This window comes from Spirosoma taeanense (assembly GCF_013127955.1).
Lineage (GTDB): Bacteria > Bacteroidota > Bacteroidia > Cytophagales > Spirosomataceae > Spirosoma > Spirosoma taeanense.
In genome coordinates, this window is sequence record NZ_CP053435.1 from 449429 (window position 1) to 471760 (window position 22332).

Below are 22332 nucleotides of genomic sequence, written 5' to 3' on the forward strand. Positions count from 1 at the left end.
GCGGTTGGGTCTATTAATACTTTCTCACCCGAAACAGCTCAATCAGTTTCGGAACAAAATCTTCCTGCGAATCGAGCGCAAGGTAGTTGGCATTAAACTGTTTGCAGAGCCGTTCCAGCCGCGCCTGGTTCTGCTGGAATGTATCGCGCAGGTGTTTCCGAAACGAGACTGATGAGGTATTGAGCCAGACCGTCTGCCCGCTTTCGGTGTCGTGAACCGGGATAATACCGAGCCGGGGCAGATTGATCTCGCGTTGATCGTACAGGTGAATAACGACAAGATCATGTTTTTTCGCTAACGCCTTCAGGTTATGGTCGTAACCCTGGTCGATAAAATCAGAGAGCAGAATGACCACACTCCGGCGTTTGAGGCAGTTTAACGTAAACAGTAGGGCATCAGCCAGGTTTGTGCGCGTCGATTCGGGTTGCAGCTTAAACAGGCTCATAATCAGTTGATAACCCGTTTTCATGCTGTTCGAGGGCTTGATGTACCGTTCTTTCTGATCGGAAAAGCAGTACAGTCCCACGTGGCTGGCCTCACGAATGGCCGACATCGCCAGCACTCCGCACACTTCCTTGGTCGCGTCGAGTTTGGCGCGGTGCTGCGGCCCTACCTGCTGGGAAGCGCTGACGTCGACGACGAAAAAAACGGTCTGGTCCTTTTCTTCCCGAAAGACTTTCACGAACGTACCGTGGCCTTTTGACGAAACGTTCCAGTCAATCGCCCTAACATCGTCGCCATACTGGTAAGTGCGCAAGTCGCTGAACTCCAAACCTGTACCTTTGAATACGGAGCGGAACGACCCGCGCATCTGCGAGTTGACGGCTTTGCGGATCTGAATGTCGAAATTACGAAGCCGGGCTAAGAACTCATCCATGCGGAGCAGGCGTTATACTATTTTAACAGGCAATCCCGAACTTTGCCCCTGGGGATCAACTTACAAAATTAACGCATTGATCCATGCGTCGGTATCGAATGAAACGAACCATCTGGTCATGTTTATGGCTGTCAGTACTGTGGGTAGCCGCAGCTTGTCAGGCTGCTGAGGACACCCGCCCCGATAACCTGATTCCCGAAAGTCGTATGGTTGATATTCTGACGGAGGTGCACATGACCGAAGCGCGCGTGAGCCGACTCAGCCTGTCGAGTATCGATTCGTCCAGCGCTGCATACAAACATCTAGAAGCGCAGCTGTTCAGAAAAATGCAGGTAGATACGGCTGCTTATTCGAAAAGCTATACCTACTATTCATCGCACCCGAAGCAGATGGAAGCTATCTATAAGCAGGTTATCGAGAAGTTGAAAAAGAAAATGGAGGCCAAAAAGCCGGTTCGCTCATGAAAGTTGGAATTATTGGCGCGGGTATCTCCGGTCTGACGCTGGCCTATGAGCTCCAGCAACGTAATATTGCTTACCAGCTCTGGGAGGCTACTGATCAGCCCGGTGGCTATATTCGCTCGCGCCAGCAAGCTGGCTCGAGTGGGGCAACCTACTTGCGGGAGTTAGGCCCAAACTCGCTCCTGGGCGATGCTGACCTGTTACGCTGGCTCGATGAACTGGGGTTGACGCCTGAGCTGACGTTTGCCCGGCCCGTCAGCAAAGCCCGGTATATTTTTCGGGATGGGCAATATCGGCCGCTTCCGTCGGGGCCGCCTTCGCTGCTGTTTGGCTCGTTCTTTAGCTGGAAGACCAAGCTGGCCGTTTTTCGGGAACGTAACAACCGGACCACCTCGCCCGAGGGCGAAACCCTGGCTCAGTTTTTTCGACGTCGGTTTTCGGATGAGATCGTAGAGTATGCCCTGGGCCCATTTGTGGCGGGTATTTATGCTGGCGATCCCGAGCAACTGCTGGTATCCGAAACGTTTCCGATTCTGTTGCAATACGAGCGGGAACACGGCTCAGTGCTGCGGGGACTGATTAAAAATCAATCGGCTACCGGCCGGCGGCAGTCGTTCAGCTTTCGGGAGGGCATGCAGATGCTGCCGAAGGCGCTGGCCGCCCGACTGACGAATCTTTCCCTGAACGATCCAGTCGAACGTATTGAGCGTCGTTCCGATGGCGGCTGGCAGGTCGAAAGTGCGACGGGAACGCAGACGGTTGACCGGCTGGTGCTGGCCGTTGGCACCAACGTAGCCGCGCGGCTTGTTGCTCCTCACTTTGCTGATCTGGCCGATGCCCTGCGTCGGGTTACGTATCCACCCATGACGGCTGTACACTCAGCTTACAAACGGGCCGATGTTCGTCATCCACTAAACGGCTTTGGTGGATTGAATCCTAAATTAGAGAACCGGTTTGCCGCCGGACACATCTGGAGCAGTTCCGTGTTTGACGGGCGCTGCCCCGACGATGAGGTTTTGTTCACGACCTTTGTGGGGGGACAGCAAAACGTCGAAAACGCCCGTCAATCGGATGCCGTAATTTTCCAGAATGTGCATCAGGAGCTAACCGAAGGCTTTGGGATTACGGCTAATCAGCCCGTGTTCCGGGCAATCTACCGCTGGGAACGGGCTATCCCGCAATACGATGCGCACATTGCCACCGTGCGGCAGCAGGTCGAGGCTTTAGACGCTGATGAATTGCTGGTCTGCGCGAATTGGTATAAAGGCGTTTCACTGTCCGACTGCATCAGTAAAGCCCGCCAACTAGCTGATCAGCTGGATCGTAAATCCTTGATTAACAATTTTTAATAGTAGATTTAGACAAAAAAAGTGGATTTTGCTGTTTTCTTTATAGTAAAACCCACTCGCTAACCCGCCCCCATAAGCCGTGAAAGAACGCCTGGTTGTTATTCCTACATACAACGAAATTGAGAATATTGAAGCCATTATTCGGAAGGTATTCAGCCTAACCGAACCGTTTGATATTCTCATTGTTGACGATGGCTCGCCCGATGGCACAGCCCAGCGCGTCCGCGACTTACAGGACGAGTTTTCGGGGAGTGATTCGGCGTATCGGTCAACCGGCCAGCGACTGCACCTGCTCGAACGGCGCGGTAAGCTGGGGCTGGGTACGGCCTATATCGATGGGTTTAAGTGGGCGCTCTCGCGGGGGTATCAGTATCTATTCGAGATGGACGCCGACTTCTCACACAATCCCGACGATTTAATCCGGCTTTATCACGCCTGTGCTGATTCCGGACCGGACCGCGCCGACGTTGCCGTGGGATCTCGTTACATTCGGGGGGTTAACGTCGTCAACTGGCCGATGGGCCGGGTGCTGATGTCTTATTTTGCCGGGGTTTACGTCCGGTTCATCACGGGTATGTCGATCATGGACCCAACGGCGGGTTTTGTCTGCTACCGACGCGAAGTGCTGGAGGTGATTTTACATAATCCCATAAAATTTGTGGGTTATGCGTTCCAGATTGAAATGAAGTTTACGTGCTGGAAATACGGTTTTCGCATTGCGGAAGTGCCCATCATCTTTACCGACCGCACGAAAGGTACCTCGAAGATGTCGTCCAAGATATTCAAGGAAGCCGTATTTGGGGTTTTGCAGATGAAAATCAGCAGCTTCTTCCGGCATTACATTCCCCGCCGGGAAGCCGCAGCCCGACCAGTTGAACCGGTGGATGCGGTATAAATGGATGTAAACAAAAAGTCCCGGCTCACATCGTGGGCCGGGACTTTTTTATTGTAGCTTCCCTAGGACGGCGTTGATCGTAGCCATATCGGCATCTACCTCTATTCGCTTGTGCGGATTGGTGAAGCCCGCTACAATCGTTACATTGGATTTGGGGATACCGAACTGCAGAGCCAGAAACCCGACCAAGTAGACATTCGCCCGACCATCCTGCGCTGGGGCCTTGATTTTAACGTTCAGTTGCCCGGCTGCATCGTAAAACAACTGGTCCACCCGACTGCCGGGCTTTACTTTCAGATGCAGCGTCATGGTTCAGACGTTCATTGTATGATTGGCCTCAGCGTAGCATTAAGTATTGCTTTTAACCTTTCAACTGGTTAGCCAGTACGGCAATTCCTTCTTCGAACGAGTGTGGCTCGTAGCCTAAAACTGCGCGGGCTTTGTCCAGAATAAACCCGGTGCGCGGTGGTCGGCGGGCAACCTGCGTAAAGGTCGACGCGTCGGCTTGTGCGATGAGCGATTTATCCAGGCCAAAATAATCGGCCGTTCTGATCGCCATGTCGTAGGGTGTCAGGACCTCCTTACCCGAAATATTGAAGATGCCCTCGGCTTCTTTGTCGGCAATCAGGTAGCAACCCATTGCTAAGTCTTCGGCCAGCGTTGGGCTGCGCCACTGGTCGGTCACGACCTTGATATTTTTCCCGTCCTCCAGCGATTTCTTCACCCACAGAATGATGTTGCTCCGGCTCATGTCGTGGGCAATGCCGTAAACCAGCACCGTCCGGGCAATGGCCCACCGGAGATTCGAGTGCCGAACGGCGGTTTCGGCGGCCTGTTTGCTCCAGCCATAAAAACTGATTGGATTCGCTTCGGCGGCCTCGTCGTAGGGGCCGGCCGTGCCGTCGAAGATAAAATCGGTGGAGACGTGCAGCAGAAACGCATTGGTTGTGCGGCAGGCCTCGATGAGGTACTCAACCGCCTGTACGTTCTGCGCCCAGCAGTCATCCTTTTGTTGTTCACACTTATCCACATCGGTCATGGCGGCTGTGTGGATAACTACGTCCGGGCGTTCTTCGCCAATTACGTCCAGAACCTGCTGGCGGTTCGTAATGTCCATCGCGCGATATTGATACCCCTCCGAGAAGGGCAGGCGGTTCTGACCACGCGCGGTAGCAACCAGCTCAACATTCGACTGCTGCGTTAACAGCCCGACTAACTTCTGACCCAGCAGCCCGTTGGCGCCGGTAAGGAGGATTTTTTTCATAAAGTCTGGAACCGTATTCCACGGTATCCGGCTGCGTGAGTGAATTGGCTGAGTTAGAAACAGCAGCCTGGCGTTAATACTTGAACCCGTACTGCTTCGTAATTTTCTTCTTCCTGACCCATTCGCCGGTCATGGTCATGCGGATATCGCGATTCGGGCGGTCGAGGTTATTGCGGGGTTGTCTGGCGATACTATCTACAACGGCTAAGCCGTCGATGACCTCGCCGAAGACGGTATAGTTGCCGTCGAGGTGGGGCGTACCGCCGAGTGTTTTATACACCTGTTTCTGGGCGTCGGTTGGCTGGCGGCCTTTCATTGTCTGAATACGCTCAAGCTGTCTGTTTAAACTTTCATCGTCCCAGACGCGGCCCTGCACGACGTAGAACTGGCAGCCGCTCGATGCTTTTTCGGGATTGTTGTCGCGGGCAGCCGCCAGAGCGCCTTTCTTATGAAATAATGACGGGACAAACTCGGCCGGAATCGTGTAGCCTACGTCGCCGTTGCCGAGGGGTTCACCGGGTTTGGCTTTTCGCGAGTTCGGATCGCCCCCCTGAATCATGAAGTTCTGGATAATGCGGTGGAACAGCAGACTGTCGTAAAAGTGCTGATTGACCAGTTTAATAAAATTGTCTTTGTGCTTTGGCGTCTGGTCGTACAGAACGAGCCGCATGGTGCCGTAATCCGTTTGCAGGGAGACTAGGTAATCTTTTCTCTTTCGATTCTGGGCAAAGGCAATCACCGGAAGCAACAAGGCAAGCAGCAGGAGTTTTTTCATTAGAAACTATAAAGCTACGCGGTTTTGAAAAGCATCTTTTAGCCGCTGGTCGTGTGTGACAACAATCAGGCTGGCGCCAATCTGGCCCGATTGCTCGCGCAGCAGGTTCACCACGCGGGCGGTGTTTTCGTCGTCGAGACTGGACGTTGGCTCGTCGGCCAGGATAACGCCGGGCTGATTCATGACGGCGCGGGCAATGCTGACGCGCTGCTGTTCGCCCTGGCTGAGCTGGTGCGTTTTCTTATCCAGATGATCGGCGAATCCCAATTGTCCGGCCAGTTCCCGGGCGCGAGGGCTGTTCTGCGGTTTACTGGCCAGATAATTTGCCATCAGCAGATTATCCAGAACCGACAGCGAACTAACGAAATGGGGTTTCTGGTACACGATGCCAACATGAGCCGCCCGGAACGCTGCGGTTTCGGCGGGGTTGAGCCGCGTCAGATCGGTATTGTTGATCACAATGGAGCCACTTTTCGGACGAAGCAGCAGGGCCAGCAGGTGCAGCAGCGTTGTCTTGCCGGTGCCCGATCGGCCCAGAATCAGCAGGGCTTCGCGGTCGGCGCAGAGCAGATCAGGAAACGTAAAGCGCTTCGTAGGGCCGTATTCAAACGTGAGTTGGTTGGTTGCCAGCATTGGATTCGGGCGAATACCCGCAAAAATAGGTAAAAGTTGTAAGTTTGACGGGCAGTTAACCGGGTAGTTCGTGGCCGAAACAGGCGCGAATGGAGCCTGACAGCGCAAGCTGGGGTCAGTTAACTGGTGTCTGACAGGAAGAAAACCAACCAGGACGTAATCCGACTAACTAATCACCCTTTGAAACGAATTGCTCTCTTTGCCTCCGGTTCGGGTTCCAATGCCGAGCAGATTACGACGTATTTCGCCGACAGAACTGACGTAACGGTTTCCTTGATCCTGTCTAACAATCCCAAAGCAGGGGTTATTGACCGGGCCCGGCGGCTGCACATTCCGGTCCTGCTTTTCGACCGAACTACGTTTTATAGTACCGATCAAATCACCTCTATCCTGCAAAAACAGGAAATTGATCTGATTGTGCTGGCCGGGTTCATGTGGCTCATGCCGGGCGAGCTGGTACGGGCGTTTCCGAACCGGATTGTTAACATTCACCCCGCTCTACTGCCTAAATACGGCGGCAAAGGCATGTATGGCCACTTTGTTCACGAAGCGGTCGTTAAGGCTGGCGAGGTTGAATCGGGCATTACCATTCATTACGTGAATGAACGCTACGACGAAGGGCAGATTATCTTTCAGGCCAGTTGCCCGGTTCTGCCGACCGACACACCCGAGGAAGTAGCCCGGAAAGTGCAGGTTCTGGAGCATGAACATTATCCCCGCGTGGTTGGCGAGGTATTGGCCGGAATAACGCATTAGACCATGAAGAAACTTGCTGTCCTGCTTATGGCGCTTGGGCTGACGGGCTGTTTTCAGCCGATCGTTTATCTGAAGAACCAGCCGAACTACCCGGTGGATGTTTTCTACGACAACCAGCGGCCCGAACGACCGTTTGAACCTCTGCAGGATCTGGAAGCGAAAGGCGAGGTGCCGCTTACCCAGCGTCAGACGGTGAACCGGCGGATGCTCAGCCGGGGGAATGATATGCAGCAGAAAGAACTTCTGCTGGCCCGCCTGACCCTGCAGGCCAAAAAACTTGGTGCCGATGCGCTGGTAGCCGTTCGGTACAAATACTATACGTCGCAGACCGACAACGGTTACGTCATGACGGGGCTGGCGGTAAAGTATAAGAAAGAGAACCAAACCCAGTAAACAGTGAAAAGCCGCACAACCCTGAGTGGAGTCTGTGCGGCTTTTCACTGTTTATAAAACGAATCTTTACTTAATCTCTTCGTAATCAACGTATTCACCGCCTTTGTAGCGGGTTTCATCCTGGCTGGGGCGGACGTGAACTTTTACCTCGCCATCGCGCTGGTTTTTACTTCTGGGATCATGACGTTTCTGCTCTTTTACCAGTTGCCGGCCAACCAGCAGGTAAAACACAAACCGGCGCACCGGCGGCACAAACAGGATTATGAGCGTGATGATAAACAGATATTTGAACAGCATATCGGATGACGTTAACACTAAATAAACGCTGGGATTGTCAGATTAGTTTTCGTTCTGGCAATGAGATGGCTCTCTGACCAGATAAAGACACCCTAGGCGGAAAACTTACTGTCCATACAGGGCTTTGCCGACTGCCTCATATTTATCGCCTGCCGACCACTGCGGACGCGTCGGGCGGTTAGCAATCAGCCGGGCAGCATGGACGTATGCCTGACAGAACCGTTTGACGTAATTAAAATCGAGCGATTCGGGGTTGTCGCTGGTCTGGTGGTAATATTTACCAATGGCTTCGTCGAAGGTTTTGAAACCCGGCGAAAACGTAGGCGCCGGAATTCCTTTGGCTGCAAAGGCGACATTGTCGGAGCGGTCAAACAACCCCTGCTCAGGAGCGGGTTCGGCAAAGACGCCCAGGCCAAAAACTCTGGCAGCCGCTTCAATTTCGCTTTTTGCCCCGGTCCGTTCTAGGCCAATGACCGATACGATGGTGGTATCGTTGTAACCCGCTCCGTCGATATTGAGGTCAAAAATAGTTTGCTTCAGGGGCACCAGCGGATGTTCGGCATAATAGCGGCTGCCCAGTAGCCCAACTTCTTCACCCGTCAGGGCTAGGATCAGCACCGATCGTTTGGGCCGTTGCTGCGACAGCGCTTTAGCGGCCGTCAGCAGGGCAGTAACGCCCAGTGCGTTGTCGCGGGCACCGTTATAGATCGTGTCTTCAGTTGCGCCGTTTGACTGCTTATGGGTTGTGCCGAGGTGGTCAAAATGCGCCGAAAGGATTACGTATTCATTCTTAAGAGCCGGATCGCTGCCTTCTACAATCCCCGCTATGTTGACCGCATTAACACGCTGGTCAGACTGGCCCGGCGTCTGGATGCTAATCGTCTGGCCATTTTTGAGCGCGATGAGCTGGTTTTTACTATTATCGGCCCAGATGTGCACGATGGATGACGGCTGGGCTGCTGCCTCGTCCGTGGCGATGGCCAGTTGCGTCCGGCTGAAATTACTCGCTACCAGCGACCATGGAAGGCTGGGAACCGCGAACAATTCAACGACGCCAACTGCCCCTTTTTCGGCGGCCAGCTTAACCTTTGCCGCTCCACTCGCGACAAACTCGCGGGGACGGGTGGCACCTTCCGACCCTACCTGTGTAACGATCAGTTTTCCACGTACATCTTTCCCGGCATAATCCGCTTCGGTCAGGCCATAACCCACAAAAACGGTTTCGGCCGTTAACGAAGCGGCTCCACCACCCATGACGACAAACTGCTTGCCCGCACGGAGGGTGTCTGAACCAACGGTCAACGTAGCGTTGGAAACAGGTTTGATTTGACGGAGTGGAATAGACTGCCGGTAGGAATCGGCTCCGGTGGGTGCCGTCAGGCCAAAGCTCCGAAACTGCTCGGCAATGTAGCGGGCGGCCGTCAGGTTACCGGGTTCGCCCGTCCGGCGGCCCTGCAGTTCGTCGGATGCCAGAAACCGGGTATGGCTCTCAACTTCATTACGGGTTATAACGGCTTCAGGCAACTGAGCTGCCGCGGCCATTGGGCGCGGTGGGGCCGCTTTTGCGGTTCGGGACTGGGCTTCTGCCGACAGCGTTGCTAGAGTCAGAACCGCGAAAAGCGTAAGAACGGAATGCGTTTGCATGATGATTGGGTTCAGGGCGTAAAAGTACGAAAACTGCTCCGGTCTGCAGGAACGCTCCGATTCAATTCGGGGCCCGTTAGCCTGTTAGCGTCGGCTATAGTGCTGGCGGGCAAAGCGCATGAACGTATCGGCCAGACCGGCGCTGACGCCCTGCAACTGAATGGAATAAAAATCGCGCCGGATGGCCAGTCCCTGCACATCGAGTACATTAAGGGTTCCGGCGCGTAGCTCATCCTGTACCGCAAACACCGATACAAACGCCATACAGCGCGAACTGCTCAGGTATGATTTAATGCTTTCGGTACTGCCCAGCTGCATTTCAATTGTCAGATCGGTTAGACGCAGACCTACGCCCCGGAGTGCGTGTTCGACGACTTCCAGCGAGCCCGAACCACGTTCACGCAGCACAATGGGGACGCTTCTGAGCTCGTCGAGGGTTATCTCATCGCGGTGAGCCAGTGGATGATCGGCCCGGCAGATCAGCACCAGCTCGTCCTTTACAAACGGCGTATAGCGGATATCGCTATGGTGAGTCCGGCCTTCCACAAGGCCCAAATCAATATCGTTGTTGAGCAGGCGCTGCTCGATCTGTTCGGTATTGCCGCTCAGAAGCGAGATCGATACGTCGGCGGAGTGTTCGCGGAACCGGGCCAGAACGGGCGGAATGACGTACTGCGCTACGGTGGTGCTGGCTCCAAGCCGCAGCGTTCCGCCTGGTTCACCCTTCAGTGCGTTCATGTCGAATTCGAGCTGGCGATACGTAGCCATAATGGTTTCGGCATGACGTAGAAGCAGTTCTCCGGCCGTAGTCAGACTGATCTGATTGCCGCGCCGGTCGAAGAGAGCTGTCCCAAAATGATGCTCAAGTTCCTGAATGTGCTTCGTTACGGCGGGCTGCGTTATAAACAGTTCGGCAGCCGCTTTGGTGAAGCTAAGCCGCTTGGCCACGGTGTAAAAGACATTCAGGCGAAAATCGAGCATGCTGGTCTGGGATTACGTCTGAATGACGCCAACTGAAAACGGCTTGGTAATGGGCGCGTGGTTAGCCGCCGAAATGCCTTCGGAAAGAATCTGCCGCGTTTCCAGCGGGTCGATGATCGCATCAATCCATAGCCGGGCGGCCGCATAATAGGGCGATAGCTGCGCGTTGTATTGGTCCGTAATTTTCTGCAGCTGCTCCTGTTCTTCCTCCGGTGTCATCGGCTGGCCTTTGGCTTTCTGGGCAGCCACCTGAATCTGAAGCAGTGTTTTGGCCGCCGAAGCTCCGCTCATAACGGCCATCTGGGCCGTTGGCCAGGCGAGCATTAGGCGCGGGTCATAGGCTTTGCCACACATGGCGTAGTTGCCCGCCCCATAGGAGTTACCGACAACGACCGTAAACTTCGGCACTACTGAGTTCGCCATAGCATTCACCATCTTAGCCCCGTCTTTGATAATGCCACCCTGCTCGGCCCGACTCCCGACCATAAAACCTGTTACGTCCTGCAAAAACACCAGCGGAATTCGTTTCTGGTTGCAGGTCATGATGAACCGGGCGGCTTTGTCGGCCGCGTCGCCGTAAATAACGCCACCCATCTGCATTTCGGTGGGTTGGCCCGTACGGCCTTTGGCTTTTACGACTTTACGCTGGTTAGCGACGATACCTACCGCCCAGCCATCAATACGGGCATACCCGCACAGCAGCGACTGACCGTAGCCGGGTTTATAGGCATCGAATTCGGATCGGTCCACCAGCCGGTCGATGATCTCCTGCATATCGTAGGGCTTGACGCGGTCGGCGGGCAGAATCTGGTAAATGTCGGCGGGGTTTTTGGCGGGCGGAGCCGGCGTTGCGCGGTCGAAACCAGCTGTTTCAGCATGACCCGTTTTGTCCAGAATGCGCCGGATGGCGTCCAGGCAACTTTTATCGTCCGGGTATTTGTTGTCGACAACGCCTGAAATATCGGTTTGGGTAGTCGCTCCGCCGAGGGTATCGGCGTCTACGTCTTCGCCAATGGACGCCTTGACCAGATAAGGACCGGCCAGAAAAATCGACCCCGTTCCTTCCACGATCATTGTCTCATCGGACATGGCAGGCAGGTAAGCGCCACCCGCTACGCAGCTGCCCATGATGGCGGCTACCTGCAGAATGCCCATTGCCGACAGGTGCGCGTTGTTGCGGAACATCCGGCCAAAGTGTTCCTTATCGGCAAACACCTCGTCCTGTAGCGGCAGGTAAACACCCGCGCTGTCGACCAGGTAAATAATAGGCAGCCGGTTCTCCATCGCGATTTCCTGCGCGCGGAGGTTTTTCTTGGCCGTAATGGGAAACCAGGCGCCCGCCTTTACAGTCGCATCGTTGGCGACGATAACGCACTGCCGACCGGACACGTACCCAATACCAACGACTACGCCCCCGGACGGACAGCCACCGTGTTCGGCATACATGCCCTCGCCGGCAAACAAGCCAATCTCGACAAACGGTTTGCCATCGTCGGTGAGGTAGTCGATGCGTTCGCGGGCGGTAAGCTTACCCTTGCGGTGTTGATCGTCAATTTTTTTGGGACCACCACCGAGTTGAGTCCGGGTAGTTCGCTGATAAAGTTCGTCGAGGAAGGGTTGCATACCTGGTAGGCAGTTGGCAGTGGCCGGGAGGCCCGTAATTTACAGTTGTTGGCACCAGAACACCGGCTACCCGCGGCTTATTGATTGATAAGAGTGTCTTTCTGCGCTGCCACCTGCGTTGTGGTAGCCGGACTGCCGGGCTGAGCAGGCGGAGTTTTGTCTTTTCTGCCGAAGATTGAGAAATGCACGTATCGCTTTGGGTTCTCGCGCAAATCTGTCAGCAGGCGTTCGAGGCTGGCAGTAGTTTGGTTGACGTTACGGTAAAGAGCCTCGTCGGAGGTCAGCTTGCCCAGCGACCCCTGCCCGTTATTAATCCCCGCCAGAAGTTTCTGCAGGTTGTCGACCGTCTGGTTAACGCTGCTGAGGGTCTGCTTCAACTGCAATCCCTGCAGTGAATCGGCAAACGTATCGGCTTTCGCCAGAATAGGCTTCAGCTGGCTTTCGGTTTCAATCAGGGAAGCCGAAAGCCGGTTCACGTTGTCGAGCGTGGCGCGTAGGCCCGCCCGGTTTTCGGCAATGGTCAGGTCCAGCGTGCCAACGGCCGCGTTCGCGCTGCGTAGCGTCTGGGCCAGGATGATGCCTGTCTGGTCAAACTGAGCAACAACCCGGTTTAACTGATACGTCAGCGAGTCGACATTATTGAGAACCGGTAACGTTTTTTCCCGAATGAGCGCCGACAGGCCAGATTCTTTAGCCGCCACCAGCTGACCGCCGGTCTCGAGCAGAGGAGCGCCCGGATTAACCCCAATCTGAATCATTTTGCCGCCCAGCAGGCCGTCGTCGACTAATACGGCCCGCGACCCTTTAGTGACCCGGATATCCTTGTTCAGTTCGAGCGTTACCAGCAACTTGTTGCCCTGATTCTGCAGAATGTCAATTTTATCAACCCGCCCAACGGATAGGCCGTTGATTCGAACTGGATTAGAGGCCGTCAATCCGTCAATACTGTCGTAAATGACCTTGTATTTATTCGTTGAAGAAAAGAAATCAGAGCCTTTCAGAAAATTGAATCCAAAATATAACATCAGCAGCGTAACGACCGCTAACAAACCAACTTTTACTTCCTGCGAAATTTTCATGCGTGTGCGAAGGTGGACAGCCACAGAGGCCGCGCCAGCCAAATAGGATTGAATGTATAACCAACTTTAAAGCTGGTTTGTCCCATGAGGCCGGGGAATTTAGCGATTGGCGGGGCAAAGTGCGCTGACGCTGTCCTTTGGCGAAGCAGTACGAATTGAGCCGTTCCCATCGTACGGGGGCGGCTAATCGGCCGATTCAATTTCCTGCTTATACTGCGCAAAGGCTTTATAAATAGCATCGGCAATCTGCTCCTGGCCTGACTCCGACATCAGGTACTCTTCTTCAGTGGGGTTGGTCAGGTAGCCCGTTTCAATCAGAACGCTGGGCATGGTCGTACGCCAGAGGACCAGAAACCCGGCCTGCTTGACGCCGTTGCTTCTGCGCTCGGCATTATGCCGGAAACTCCGCTCCACTTTCTCGGCAAAATTGATGCTGCTGCCCATAAACGCGTGCTGGTAGTTAGCCAGCATAATGTGGGCCAGTGGCGAGTTTGGGTTGAAGCCCTTATAGGTCTGCTGATAGTTTTCTTCTTTCAGAATAACGGCGTTTTCCCGCTTGGCCACGTCCAGATTCCCGTTGGTTTTGTGCAGACCCATCGTATAAGTTTCGGTACCGTACACACGGCTCGACGAGGGGCTGGCGTTACAGTGAATGGAAATAAAAAGATCGGCTCTATTGCGATTGGCAATGGCCGATCGTTCGGCCAGCTCAACAAAGTGATCCGTAGAGCGGGTATAGATTACCCGCATCTGCGGCATCGCGGCTTTAATTTTACGCCCCAGTTCAAGCACCAGCTTGAGCACAACCCGCGATTCGCGCGTTTTGCGACCGATGCAGCCGGGGTCTTTGCCCCCATGACCAGCGTCGAGCACAACGGTACGAAGCTGGTTCGGAGCATTTTCGACCGGCTGGCTGCTGGCTGACCGTTGTGTCTGAACGGTATCCTGAAGCAGCTCGGGCGTGGGCAAAACCGTTAATGCCAGCAGGGGGCAGACTGCCAGCACCAGTGTTGTTACTATTCCGGGAGCCAGAATGAGCGTCCGAACACTCGTTGGTTTAATGTTTTTTAACAGCCGAAAACGTTTCAAAGCAATAGCGGGATAACAGTTCGTGAATACCTTTGTAAGCCATAGGCTTAACGGTCTTTTGGCAAATGTAATTTTTTTAATAAACCTGAAAAAGACATACTTTATTTTACGGCCTCCGCGGATGCGGGCGCCGTGGATACGGGTTTTCTTCTGCTTCGTCTGTTCACTCTGGACGCTGAGCGCACTTGGGCAGAATAATCCGACACCTCAGCAGCCGCCTAAAGGTGGTATTCCGCCCGCCACGGTGCCGGCGCAGCGTGTTCCCAACGCCCCCTCCGGGACGTCGTCGGGCAACACGCCTGCATCCCGCACGTCGGAAGGAAACCCGGCCGCTAGCAATGCAAGCAACCCTTCGTCGGCGACGACCACGCCCGGCCTTGTTTCGCCGAATATTGTCCGCCCCGAAAGCCCAACCGCTCTCGGGAGTGATTCCCTGCGCATCTCGGCCAACGATTCGGTTCAAAATGACGATTCGTTCAAGACAACGGTAAAGTATCAGGCAAAAGACTCCACGATTTACGCAGCCGATGGCCAGACGGTTGAGCTATTCGGTGACGCCAGTGTTGAATACGGTGAAATCTCGCTCAAAGCCGACTACATCCGCATTAATTACCTGACCAACGAAGTCTATGCCAAAGCGCGTTACGACTCAACGGCTCAGAAATACATTGGTCGCCCTATTTTCCAGGACGGTTCCAGCAAATACGATACCAAAGAGATTCGCTATAATTTCAAGACCAAAAAAGGGAAAATTCAGGGCGTCATTACCCAGCAGGGAGAAGGGAATATCCGGGGGCAGACGGTCAAGAAAGACGAGGAAGATAACCTGTATATCGGTCGGGCAATCTATACGACCTGTAACCTCGCTACGCCCCACTTCCACATCAACGCCAGCAAGCTAAAGGTTATTCATAATAAGCAGGTAGTGGCCGGTCCGTTCAACCTGGTCATTAACCAGATTCCGCTGCCGATTGGTCTACCGTTTGGCTTCTTCCCGTTCCCCAAGAAAAAAGACATTGGCGTATCGGGAATTCTGGTACCGCAGTACGGCGAGGAGCCCAACGGACGGGGTTTTTATCTCCGCGATGGCGGCTATTACTGGGCCGTCAGCGAGAACCTGGGTCTGCAGTTTAAAGGGCAGATTTACTCACGCGGCAGCTGGGGACTGGGCGTTTCGTCGGCCTATAACAAACGCTATCGGTACAGTGGGGGCGTAAACCTGCAATTTAACCGTAACCGCTCCGGGGATCGGGTAGACCGGACGCAGACGCCCCGTAATGACTTTTCCTTTACGTGGTCGCACTCGCCCGTACCGCGCGGACGGGGAAGTTTTTCGGCCAACGTCAACGTCAGCAGCAACAGCTACAACCAGTTTAACTCCTACAATACCCAGCAGTATATTTCCAACGTAGCGGGGTCGTCGGTGCAATATAGTCGCACTTTCGGGCAGTTTGCCCGGGCCGGGGCCAACGTTCGGGTGAACCAGCAGTTCGGGCAGGTAAACCCACAGACGAACATCCGCGAGAACGGCAAAACCGACGTATCAACGGATTTTAACTTCGGTCTGAACCAGATTTCGCCGTTTGCGCTCAAGGGCGGCAGTGGCCGGTGGTACGAAAGCTTCCGGGTAGGACTCGATATCAGTGGCTCGCTGACGGTCAACAACACCATCCGGACGCAGATTGACACCAGCGGGCTCGGCTTTCCGGTCAATACCGAGCTAAGGACAATCAATACCGTTCAGCGTACGCTCGATAGCATCGCCCGGGCCAACAATCTCCGTAATGGTATTGTTACGCCCGATCCAACGCTGATTCCGTTCAATACGCAGAACCTGTCGAGGCTGTGGGAAAATCGGGTTGTTCAGGCTCGCTATAGCATACCCATTACGCTGCCAAACCTGAAGCTGCTGCGTTACATCAACCTGACGCCGGGCTTCTCGCTACAGGGCGATATTTATACCAAGAAGCTCCGGTACACTTATTTGGGCTATAACGATCTCATTCAGGTCGATCCAACCACGGGCTTTTATGCTTCTGACCGAAATGCTGTTCGCATTGATACGCTTAAAGGATTCTTTCCGTCCTATAACTTCTCGATCAACGCCAGCATGAACACACGCTTCTATGGCACGTATTTCGTTCGGGGCAAGCGGATCGAGGCTATCCGGCACACGGTGGCTCCGTCGATATCGTTCAGTTACGTGCCTGATTTTACGAATCCGGCATTCGGCCAGTTTCAGGTGCTGCCCGCGGTTGGCAGCCTGGCGGGTCTGCCCGAATATCGGCGAACGCTGTCGGTGTTCCGGGGCTTGGGTGGCAGCAGCGGTACCGGCACCACGGAGTCAGCTTTTATTTCGTTCGGTATTGTGAACCAGCTGGAAATGAAGGTGCGCACGCGTGGCGATTCGGCCGGGCAGGATTTCAAGAAGGTGCCTATTTTCGATAACCTGAGCCTGACGGGCAGCTATAACCTGCTGGCGCCCGACTACAAACTGTCGCCGATTTCGGTCAATGCCAACACGCAGATTTTTAAGAATGTCAGTTTTAACTTCTCGTCGACTTTTGACCCGTACGCATTACGTCCCTACGGCGGAACACCGTACTACGGACTACCGACGGCCGTAACGGGCGAGATTCCGATCCCGCCGATTACCTTTTCGCCCCTGCTGCTGGAAACGCTGGGATACCTGAACCAGGAATACGCCCGGGTACCAAGCCGGTTTGCCTTCCAGGAAGGGCAGGGGCTGTTGCGGCTGACGAACGTACAGGCTTACGTCAGCACGCGCCTGGCCCCGAAACAGGCCGACAAAAAGAAAACCAGCCCAAACGCAACGGATGCGACGATGCGTGCCATTAACAACAATCCGGAGCTTTACGTGGATTTCAATATTCCCTGGTCGCTCAACATCAGCTATACGTTTGGGTTGACCAAACTAACCCCGGAGATCTCGCAGGTGGTGCAGGCGCTGACCCTGACGGGCGATTTGAGCCTGACACCCAAGTGGAAGATTACATTTAACTCAGGCTATGACTTCCAGTACAAGCGCCCGACGCTGACGACCATTGGTATCAATCGCGATCTGCACTGCTGGGAAATGGCATTCAACTGGACTCCCTACTCGGGCAGCAACATCCGTTCGGGTAATTATTCGTTCGATTTGCGGGCGCGTTCGTCTATACTGCAGGAACTCAAACTCAGCCGTCGCCGGAGTTTCTATGATAACGGCGGGTTCTACGGGCGATAAGGGGCACGTTTACACACGAAGAAGGCCGGTATGCTGAAACAGCTACCGGCCTTCTTCGTAGTTGCTAAGGCAATACGTTACAGCACAACCCCTTCGGGATGGGCGCGGCTTAGCGGATTTGAGTCCGACGTGTGGTAAGTAGAACCATCGCTGGAGCCTGCTGACCCTGCATTCGCGGAAGCTCCGCCGGTTTCCATTAACTCCTTAAACCGGCTGATATCTTCTTTGATCATGTATTTGAATGCCGGATTGAAGAGTTTCATCACGGCTTCGCCAATACTGCCTTCCGGTGCCCGGTACAGAATTGTAACCTGAACCTCGGTTCCCTGGTTGCCCCGTGCATCGACAAAGCGAACCTCCCCTGAGTTATCTACAGTGGCGCCCGGTACCGAACGCCATACCAACCGGCTGTTGGGCTCTTCTTCAATAATCTCGGCATCCCACTCGACGGTTGGCAGCAACTTCGCCACCGCCTTGCCCGCGCCGGCTTTTGCCACCCAGTGCGAACGCCGTTCGTCCTGCTGCGTTACCGATTCAAGGTGATGCATGAACTGCGGCAGGTTCTCCAGGTGGCGCCAGAACTGATAGACTTCCTCGCGGGATTTGTTGACCGTAATCCGTTTGTTGATTTCAACGACGTCCGTTTCGGTCTTTCTGCCCGATGTATCGCGGCCTATAGCACTGTTGATCGGACAATAGCCCGACGCGCCCCGGTACACCAGTACGCCCCCCAGAGTTGCCAGAAACAGGCCGCCAAGACCACCCCGGCGCAGACCAACGGTCGTTAACAGTGCGCCGACCCCGGCTGACCAGAAGCGTTCGTTCTCGCCTACGTTTATCTGACTCGATCCGCTCGGAATAGGTTCTACAGGCGCCATCGCCTGCATGCTGCTCTTCGCTGAATAATTCGTCTCTGCCACGATGATAGAGTTGTTTTGATTCTATCAATCAACCAGACTAATCTCTGAATGTTAAGAATTTTCCGGAAATGTTGGAGAAACAAAAAGAGCCTGCGTGTGCAGGCTCCCGGATAAATACTTTGGTTAGCTGATTATTGCTGCTCTTCATTGACTGGTTCATTCAGGATGGTGTGCCCCATTTTATCCCGTTTCGTACGCAGGTACTGGACATTATGGGGGTTGGCCTGCATTTCGAGCGGTACGGTCTCAACAATCTCTAGTCCATAACCCATCAGGCCCGCCCGTTTTTTAGGGTTGTTAGAAATCAGGCGAAGTTTGTGAATGTCAAGGTCGCGTAAAATCTGCGCGCCAACGCCATAGTCGCGGGCGTCCATCGGCAGGCCCAGTTCAAGATTAGCCTCGACGGTATCGCGGCCCATCTCCTGCAATTTATAAGCTTTCAGCTTGTTAATCAGGCCAATACCCCGCCCTTCCTGGAACATATAGACAACCACGCCCTTGCCCGCGGCTTCAACCATCTGCATGGCTGCGTGGAGCTGCCCTCCGCAGTCGCAGCGACAGGAGCCAAAAATGTCGCCCGTTATGCAGGACGAGTGAACACGCACCAGCACCGGCTCATCGGGCTCCCACGAGCCTTTTACCAGCGCCAGATGCGTATCGCCGGTGTTACTTTGCTTAAAGGCAATCAGATCGAAGTGCCCCCATTCGGTCGGCATATCGACGCCAATTTCGCGCCGGATCAGCGTTTCCGTGCGCAGGCGGTATTCAATCAGGTCCTCAATGCTGATAAGTTTCATCCCAAACCGGTCGGCCATCGCGCGTAGCTGGGGCAGGCGGGCCATTGTGCCATCTTCGTTCAGAACTTCAATCAATACCCCCGCCGGCGAAAGCCCCGCAAGCCGCGCCAGATCAACGGCTGCTTCGGTATGGCCCGCCCGGCGGATAACCCCGCCCTCAACGGACCGCAGAGGGAAAATATGGCCTGGTCGACCCAGATCGTCAGGCGTTGTGGACGGATCAACCAGCGCCTGAATGGTTTTGGCCCGGTCGGACGCCGAAATGCCCGTCGTGCAGCCATGACCCAATAAGTCGACTGATACCGTAAAGGGCGTCGTATGAATCGACGTGTTGCTGCTGACCATCATGTCCAGACCCAGCTCGTCGCAGCGTTCCTGGGTGAGCGGAGCGCACATCAGCCCGCGCCCTTCCCGAACCATGAAGTTGACCATTTCGGGGGTAATCATCTCAGCCGCGCAGATCATATCCCCTTCGTTCTCGCGGTCTTCGTCGTCTACAACCAGAACGATCTTGCCCGCCCGGATATCGGCGATAGCATCTTCGATGCGATCCAGCCGGATTGGAGCCTGTTCGGCATCCATCAGGTTGGAGTTTATGTTGGTATTATTATTGCTCATTGGTTTGGTTGATGCGTGTCGGTGGCCGTAAATTTGAGTTTCCGGTTTCTGCGATCAGAGCGTTGGCTCAGCGGCTGCTGACTGTTATTATAAACCGAAAACCGTTTTCCGAAGAGATACGTTTCGCGGGGCGCGAAAATGTCCGGCCTGATGTTTTTAGGGGGAACTGATCTACTGTACTCATTGAAAAAACTTTACCCTCCGTGCGAATTTTAGGACAGTGGCTGATTGGTAGTGGGAGAAAAGCCGGGTGGCCAAAAGGTGTACTATTCTGCTGGCTCATGCTGATTCTGGCTGGCAGAACAATGGCGCAGAACGTCTGTTTAAGCCCAGCCTATAAGGGCGATTTTACGTTAGAAAAAGCAAAGATATGCATTGGCAGCCCGGTGAAGATTGTTAGTGTTCCGGCCAGCCTGACCAGTGTTGGCTACAACTACGAATACAGCGGACAGGGATTTCCCACAAAAACGACCACGAATCTAAGTTATACGTACGATAAACCGGGATCGTACACCATCATCCAGGTTGGCAGCGGGAACGGCAGCGGAACCGGTACGATTGCCTGCAAACAGGTTGATGTATTGCCCCTCGACCCCGTCAACTTTACGGTAAAGACTTGTACCGACCGGAAGGCCATCATTAGTCTCGATGCCGCTACTCTTGGGCAGTACGATAGCTATTACATTAACTGGGGGGATGGGCAGGCCGAAACGAAAGGTCGGGCGGCTGCGCTGGCTTCGCTTACGCATATCTACACGAACAACGGGCCTTATAACGTAACGCTGGCCGGGCTGTATGGAGCACCTGTCAACTGCACGGGCATAGCAAAAATATCGCAGGCGTTTAATTTTAATCCCAGCACCTCAACGCCCGTAATCAGCCGGCTGACGACTGTTAGTGATAACTCAATTTCGCTTCAGTATACGGCCGGGAACGGCAATACGGTGCAGCTCCTGCAGCGGGACGCCAACGGGCTATACGCACCAACCAGCATGACGGCTACCGGCTCGGGAACGTTTACAATTCCGGTCAATGCAACGCAGGTGCAGTGTTTTCAGCTCGCTTATCAGGATGCCTGCAACAACATCGGTCAGAAATCCGAGCAGGTGTGTAGTCTGGTGCTGGAAGCTAAAGCCGCTGACAAACAGAACCAGCTCAGCTGGCAGCCCTATGCCGGTAGCGGAACGCCGTTTCGGCAGTATCGCCTGACGCGGAACGGGGCTGCCCTCGGGAGTCCTCTGGGCAGCCGGACAACGAGTAATTACGCCGACAGTCGGGTCGATTGCGGAGTGCGGTATTGTTACGTCCTCGAGGCTACTATTGGCCCAACGGCGGCTCCCACGGTTGTTACGTCGGCTCAAGCCTGCGCCGTAGGGCTTAATACCGATGTGCCGGGCAGCTTTGGTACCATTGTCGTTTCCGTTGAAAATAACCATCCGCGACTGATAGCAACATTACCCACATCGGGTACCTCCACGTCCTACACGATAAATATCAGCCGGGCCAGCAGTGCGTCGGGCCCTTTTCAACCCGTTGGCACGACGAACACCAACACCTTCACCGACGAAAACGCCGATGCGTCGGCTGGGTCTTACTGCTATCAGCTCACGTATCAGAATAGCTGCAGTTTGGCGTCAGCGCCATCTAAGCCTGTCTGCACGGTGTTTCTGTCCTCTAAATCGCCGACCAGTATCGACTGGACAGCCGATTCGCCATTCGCGCCGAGCAACGTAGCTAGTTATAGCCTCGAAATCCTTGATTCGCTGAGCGGTACGCAACGGATTATTCCACTCGGCACCAATACGCGCTATACCCCTGATCCCAACGACCCGAACCTGCAATCACAACAGTACCGAATTATTGCTTTGTCGGCGGGAGCCGGTTCAAGCTATTCCAATTTCTTCACCTTCCGGCGCGAGTCCAAGATTCTCATTCCGGATGCTTTTACGCCCAATGGCGATGGTATCAACGATGTGTTTATCGTCAAGGGCGTTTTCGTTGATCAATTCCGGATGACTATCTACAACCGTTGGGGCGAAGTGCTGTTTAGTACAACCGATAGAACCAAAGGTTGGGATGGTACGGTGAACGGGGAGATGGCTCCGGTCGGGCAGTATATGTACCGGGTTGAGGTTACGGATACGACCGGCCAGAAAACCGTTCGTACCGGTAGGTTGTTGTTGTTACGATAATAGCCGGTGATGGTATAGATTTACGGCCGCTGTTTGCTAACCATAAATTTCTGGAAAAGTATGAATATGATGGATATGTTCGGGAAGATGAAGGAGGTTCAGTCCCGGATGAAAGACGCTCAGGAAACCCTCAGCACCGTTACTGAAACGGGTGAGTCGGGGGCGGGTATGGTTAAGGTTACCGTTAACGGGCTCAAAAATGTTCTGAAGATCGAGATCGACCCCGATCTGATCAAGCCCGACGACCGTGAAATGCTGCAGGATCTGATCGTAGCCGCTACGAACAAAGCCATGGCGAATATCGAAACCAAAGCCCGTGAACACCTGCGTCAGGCCACCGAAGGGCTGCTGCCGAACATCCCCGGTCTCAACTTAGACGGGCTAATGTCCTGAGGAGTTCATAAGTTTGTAGTTTATGGTTCGTAGTTTCTCCGGCCGGGTC

At 54.3% G+C, this 22332-nt stretch carries 21 protein-coding genes; 8 read left to right on the plus strand and 13 right to left on the minus strand.

What is annotated here, in order from left to right:
* Positions 1-13 precede the first annotated feature (13 nt).
* Positions 14-877: a DUF58 domain-containing protein gene (locus HNV11_RS01990; protein ID WP_171738067.1), complete on the minus strand. Its 864-nt coding sequence runs from the start codon at positions 875-877 to the stop codon at positions 14-16.
* Between the two features lie 83 nt (positions 878-960).
* On the opposite strand from HNV11_RS01990, the gene HNV11_RS01995 reads away from it, so the two are divergent.
* The 3 genes from HNV11_RS01995 (at position 961) to HNV11_RS02005 (ending at position 3582) form a co-directional block, all read left to right on the plus strand.
* Complete coding sequence (locus HNV11_RS01995) at positions 961-1341, plus strand: DUF4296 domain-containing protein (RefSeq protein WP_171738068.1); 381 nt, start codon at positions 961-963, stop codon at positions 1339-1341.
* Positions 1338-2687: a protoporphyrinogen oxidase gene (gene hemG, locus HNV11_RS02000; RefSeq protein ID WP_171738069.1), complete on the plus strand. Its 1350-nt coding sequence runs from the start codon at positions 1338-1340 to the stop codon at positions 2685-2687. The genes HNV11_RS01995 and hemG overlap by 4 nt, the downstream gene beginning before the upstream one ends.
* Before the next feature lie 79 nt (positions 2688-2766).
* Positions 2767-3582, plus strand: coding sequence for a polyprenol monophosphomannose synthase (locus HNV11_RS02005; RefSeq protein ID WP_171738070.1), 816 nt, complete (start codon positions 2767-2769; stop codon positions 3580-3582).
* A gap of 48 nt (positions 3583-3630) precedes the next feature.
* Here HNV11_RS02005 and HNV11_RS02010 read toward each other — a convergent pair whose 3' ends face one another.
* The 4 genes from HNV11_RS02010 to HNV11_RS02025 all read right to left on the minus strand — a co-directional run bounded on the left by HNV11_RS02010 (position 3631) and on the right by HNV11_RS02025 (position 6254).
* The gene (locus HNV11_RS02010; protein ID WP_171738071.1) at positions 3631-3891 is read right to left on the minus strand and encodes a DUF167 domain-containing protein; all 261 of its coding nucleotides are present in this window, start codon (positions 3889-3891) and stop codon (positions 3631-3633) included.
* 52 nt (positions 3892-3943) lie between these two features.
* Positions 3944-4846: an SDR family oxidoreductase gene (locus HNV11_RS02015; protein WP_171738072.1), complete on the minus strand. Its 903-nt coding sequence runs from the start codon at positions 4844-4846 to the stop codon at positions 3944-3946.
* Between the two features lie 73 nt (positions 4847-4919).
* Complete coding sequence (locus HNV11_RS02020; protein WP_171738073.1) at positions 4920-5621, minus strand: peptidylprolyl isomerase; 702 nt, start codon at positions 5619-5621, stop codon at positions 4920-4922.
* A gap of 6 nt (positions 5622-5627) precedes the next feature.
* Entirely contained in the window at positions 5628-6254 is a 627-nt protein-coding gene (locus HNV11_RS02025; RefSeq protein WP_171738074.1) for an ATP-binding cassette domain-containing protein, read from the minus strand.
* Between the two features lie 180 nt (positions 6255-6434).
* Between HNV11_RS02025 and purN the strand changes: the two genes are divergently transcribed.
* On the plus strand, positions 6435-7010 hold the full coding sequence (purN, locus tag HNV11_RS02030; protein WP_171738075.1) for a phosphoribosylglycinamide formyltransferase: 576 nt from the start codon (positions 6435-6437) through the stop codon (positions 7008-7010).
* A gap of 3 nt (positions 7011-7013) precedes the next feature.
* Positions 7014-7403 carry a YbjQ family protein gene (locus HNV11_RS02035; protein WP_171738076.1) on the plus strand — a complete coding sequence of 130 codons (390 nt, stop codon included), beginning with the start codon at positions 7014-7016 and terminating at the stop codon, positions 7401-7403.
* A gap of 66 nt (positions 7404-7469) precedes the next feature.
* Here the strand turns inward: HNV11_RS02035 and HNV11_RS02040 are convergent, their stop codons facing one another.
* The 6 genes from HNV11_RS02040 to HNV11_RS02065 all read right to left on the minus strand — a co-directional run bounded on the left by HNV11_RS02040 (position 7470) and on the right by HNV11_RS02065 (position 13981).
* Positions 7470-7700 (minus strand): DUF4834 domain-containing protein, encoded by a 231-nt coding sequence (locus HNV11_RS02040; protein WP_171738077.1) that lies wholly within the window; start codon positions 7698-7700, stop codon positions 7470-7472.
* 105 nt (positions 7701-7805) lie between these two features.
* Positions 7806-9344, minus strand: coding sequence for a M20/M25/M40 family metallo-hydrolase (locus HNV11_RS02045; protein ID WP_171738078.1), 1539 nt, complete (start codon positions 9342-9344; stop codon positions 7806-7808).
* Positions 9345-9428: 84 nt separating this feature from the next.
* Complete coding sequence (locus tag HNV11_RS02050) at positions 9429-10325, minus strand: LysR family transcriptional regulator (RefSeq protein ID WP_171738079.1); 897 nt, start codon at positions 10323-10325, stop codon at positions 9429-9431.
* Between the two features lie 12 nt (positions 10326-10337).
* On the minus strand, positions 10338-11948 hold the full coding sequence (locus tag HNV11_RS02055; protein WP_171738080.1) for an acyl-CoA carboxylase subunit beta: 1611 nt from the start codon (positions 11946-11948) through the stop codon (positions 10338-10340).
* Between the two features lie 77 nt (positions 11949-12025).
* Positions 12026-13027, minus strand: a complete 1002-nt coding sequence (locus HNV11_RS02060) for an MlaD family protein (protein WP_171738081.1) — start codon at positions 13025-13027, stop codon at positions 12026-12028.
* A 183-nt stretch (positions 13028-13210) separates the two neighbouring features.
* A complete protein-coding gene (locus HNV11_RS02065; protein ID WP_394353881.1) occupies positions 13211-13981 on the minus strand; it encodes an N-acetylmuramoyl-L-alanine amidase family protein in 771 nt (256 codons plus the stop codon).
* Between the two features lie 256 nt (positions 13982-14237).
* Between HNV11_RS02065 and HNV11_RS02070 the strand changes: the two genes are divergently transcribed.
* Positions 14238-17363, plus strand: a complete 3126-nt coding sequence (locus HNV11_RS02070) for a putative LPS assembly protein LptD (protein ID WP_240163691.1) — start codon at positions 14238-14240, stop codon at positions 17361-17363.
* 77 nt (positions 17364-17440) lie between these two features.
* Here HNV11_RS02070 and HNV11_RS02075 read toward each other — a convergent pair whose 3' ends face one another.
* Both HNV11_RS02075 and HNV11_RS02080 read right to left on the minus strand, forming a co-directional pair.
* Complete coding sequence (locus HNV11_RS02075) at positions 17441-18283, minus strand: SRPBCC family protein (RefSeq protein ID WP_240163693.1); 843 nt, start codon at positions 18281-18283, stop codon at positions 17441-17443.
* 131 nt (positions 18284-18414) lie between these two features.
* Positions 18415-19698 (minus strand): bifunctional 3,4-dihydroxy-2-butanone-4-phosphate synthase/GTP cyclohydrolase II, encoded by a 1284-nt coding sequence (locus HNV11_RS02080; protein ID WP_171738082.1) that lies wholly within the window; start codon positions 19696-19698, stop codon positions 18415-18417.
* A 281-nt stretch (positions 19699-19979) separates the two neighbouring features.
* On the opposite strand from HNV11_RS02080, the gene HNV11_RS02085 reads away from it, so the two are divergent.
* Together HNV11_RS02085 and HNV11_RS02090 are read left to right on the plus strand one after the other, a co-directional pair.
* The gene (locus HNV11_RS02085) at positions 19980-21890 is read left to right on the plus strand and encodes a T9SS type B sorting domain-containing protein (RefSeq protein WP_171738083.1); all 1911 of its coding nucleotides are present in this window, start codon (positions 19980-19982) and stop codon (positions 21888-21890) included.
* A 60-nt stretch (positions 21891-21950) separates the two neighbouring features.
* Positions 21951-22283 (plus strand): YbaB/EbfC family nucleoid-associated protein, encoded by a 333-nt coding sequence (locus tag HNV11_RS02090; RefSeq protein ID WP_171738084.1) that lies wholly within the window; start codon positions 21951-21953, stop codon positions 22281-22283.
* The last annotated feature ends 49 nt before the right edge of the window (positions 22284-22332 follow it).

Bases quoted from the DNA above. Each gene is read 5' to 3' on its own strand.
- HNV11_RS01990 (WP_171738067.1), bottom strand. From the start codon at position 877: ATGGATGAGTTCTTAGCCCGGCTTCGTAATTTCGACATTCAGATCCGC.
- HNV11_RS01995 (WP_171738068.1), top strand. From the start codon at position 961: ATGCGTCGGTATCGAATGAAACGAACCATCTGGTCATGTTTATGGCTG.
- hemG (WP_171738069.1), top strand. From the start codon at position 1,338: ATGAAAGTTGGAATTATTGGCGCGGGTATCTCCGGTCTGACGCTGGCC.
- HNV11_RS02010 (WP_171738071.1), bottom strand. From the start codon at position 3,891: ATGACGCTGCATCTGAAAGTAAAGCCCGGCAGTCGGGTGGACCAGTTG.
- HNV11_RS02015 (WP_171738072.1), bottom strand. From the start codon at position 4,846: ATGAAAAAAATCCTCCTTACCGGCGCCAACGGGCTGCTGGGTCAGAAG.
- HNV11_RS02020 (WP_171738073.1), bottom strand. From the start codon at position 5,621: ATGAAAAAACTCCTGCTGCTTGCCTTGTTGCTTCCGGTGATTGCCTTT.
- HNV11_RS02025 (WP_171738074.1), bottom strand. From the start codon at position 6,254: ATGCTGGCAACCAACCAACTCACGTTTGAATACGGCCCTACGAAGCGC.
- HNV11_RS02035 (WP_171738076.1), top strand. From the start codon at position 7,014: ATGAAGAAACTTGCTGTCCTGCTTATGGCGCTTGGGCTGACGGGCTGT.
- HNV11_RS02040 (WP_171738077.1), bottom strand. From the start codon at position 7,700: ATGCTGTTCAAATATCTGTTTATCATCACGCTCATAATCCTGTTTGTG.
- HNV11_RS02045 (WP_171738078.1), bottom strand. From the start codon at position 9,344: ATGCAAACGCATTCCGTTCTTACGCTTTTCGCGGTTCTGACTCTAGCA.
- HNV11_RS02050 (WP_171738079.1), bottom strand. From the start codon at position 10,325: ATGCTCGATTTTCGCCTGAATGTCTTTTACACCGTGGCCAAGCGGCTT.
- HNV11_RS02055 (WP_171738080.1), bottom strand. From the start codon at position 11,948: ATGCAACCCTTCCTCGACGAACTTTATCAGCGAACTACCCGGACTCAA.
- HNV11_RS02060 (WP_171738081.1), bottom strand. From the start codon at position 13,027: ATGAAAATTTCGCAGGAAGTAAAAGTTGGTTTGTTAGCGGTCGTTACG.
- HNV11_RS02070 (WP_240163691.1), top strand. From the start codon at position 14,238: ATGCGGGCGCCGTGGATACGGGTTTTCTTCTGCTTCGTCTGTTCACTC.
- HNV11_RS02080 (WP_171738082.1), bottom strand. From the start codon at position 19,698: ATGAGCAATAATAATACCAACATAAACTCCAACCTGATGGATGCCGAA.
- HNV11_RS02085 (WP_171738083.1), top strand. From the start codon at position 19,980: ATGCTGATTCTGGCTGGCAGAACAATGGCGCAGAACGTCTGTTTAAGC.
- HNV11_RS02090 (WP_171738084.1), top strand. From the start codon at position 21,951: ATGAATATGATGGATATGTTCGGGAAGATGAAGGAGGTTCAGTCCCGG.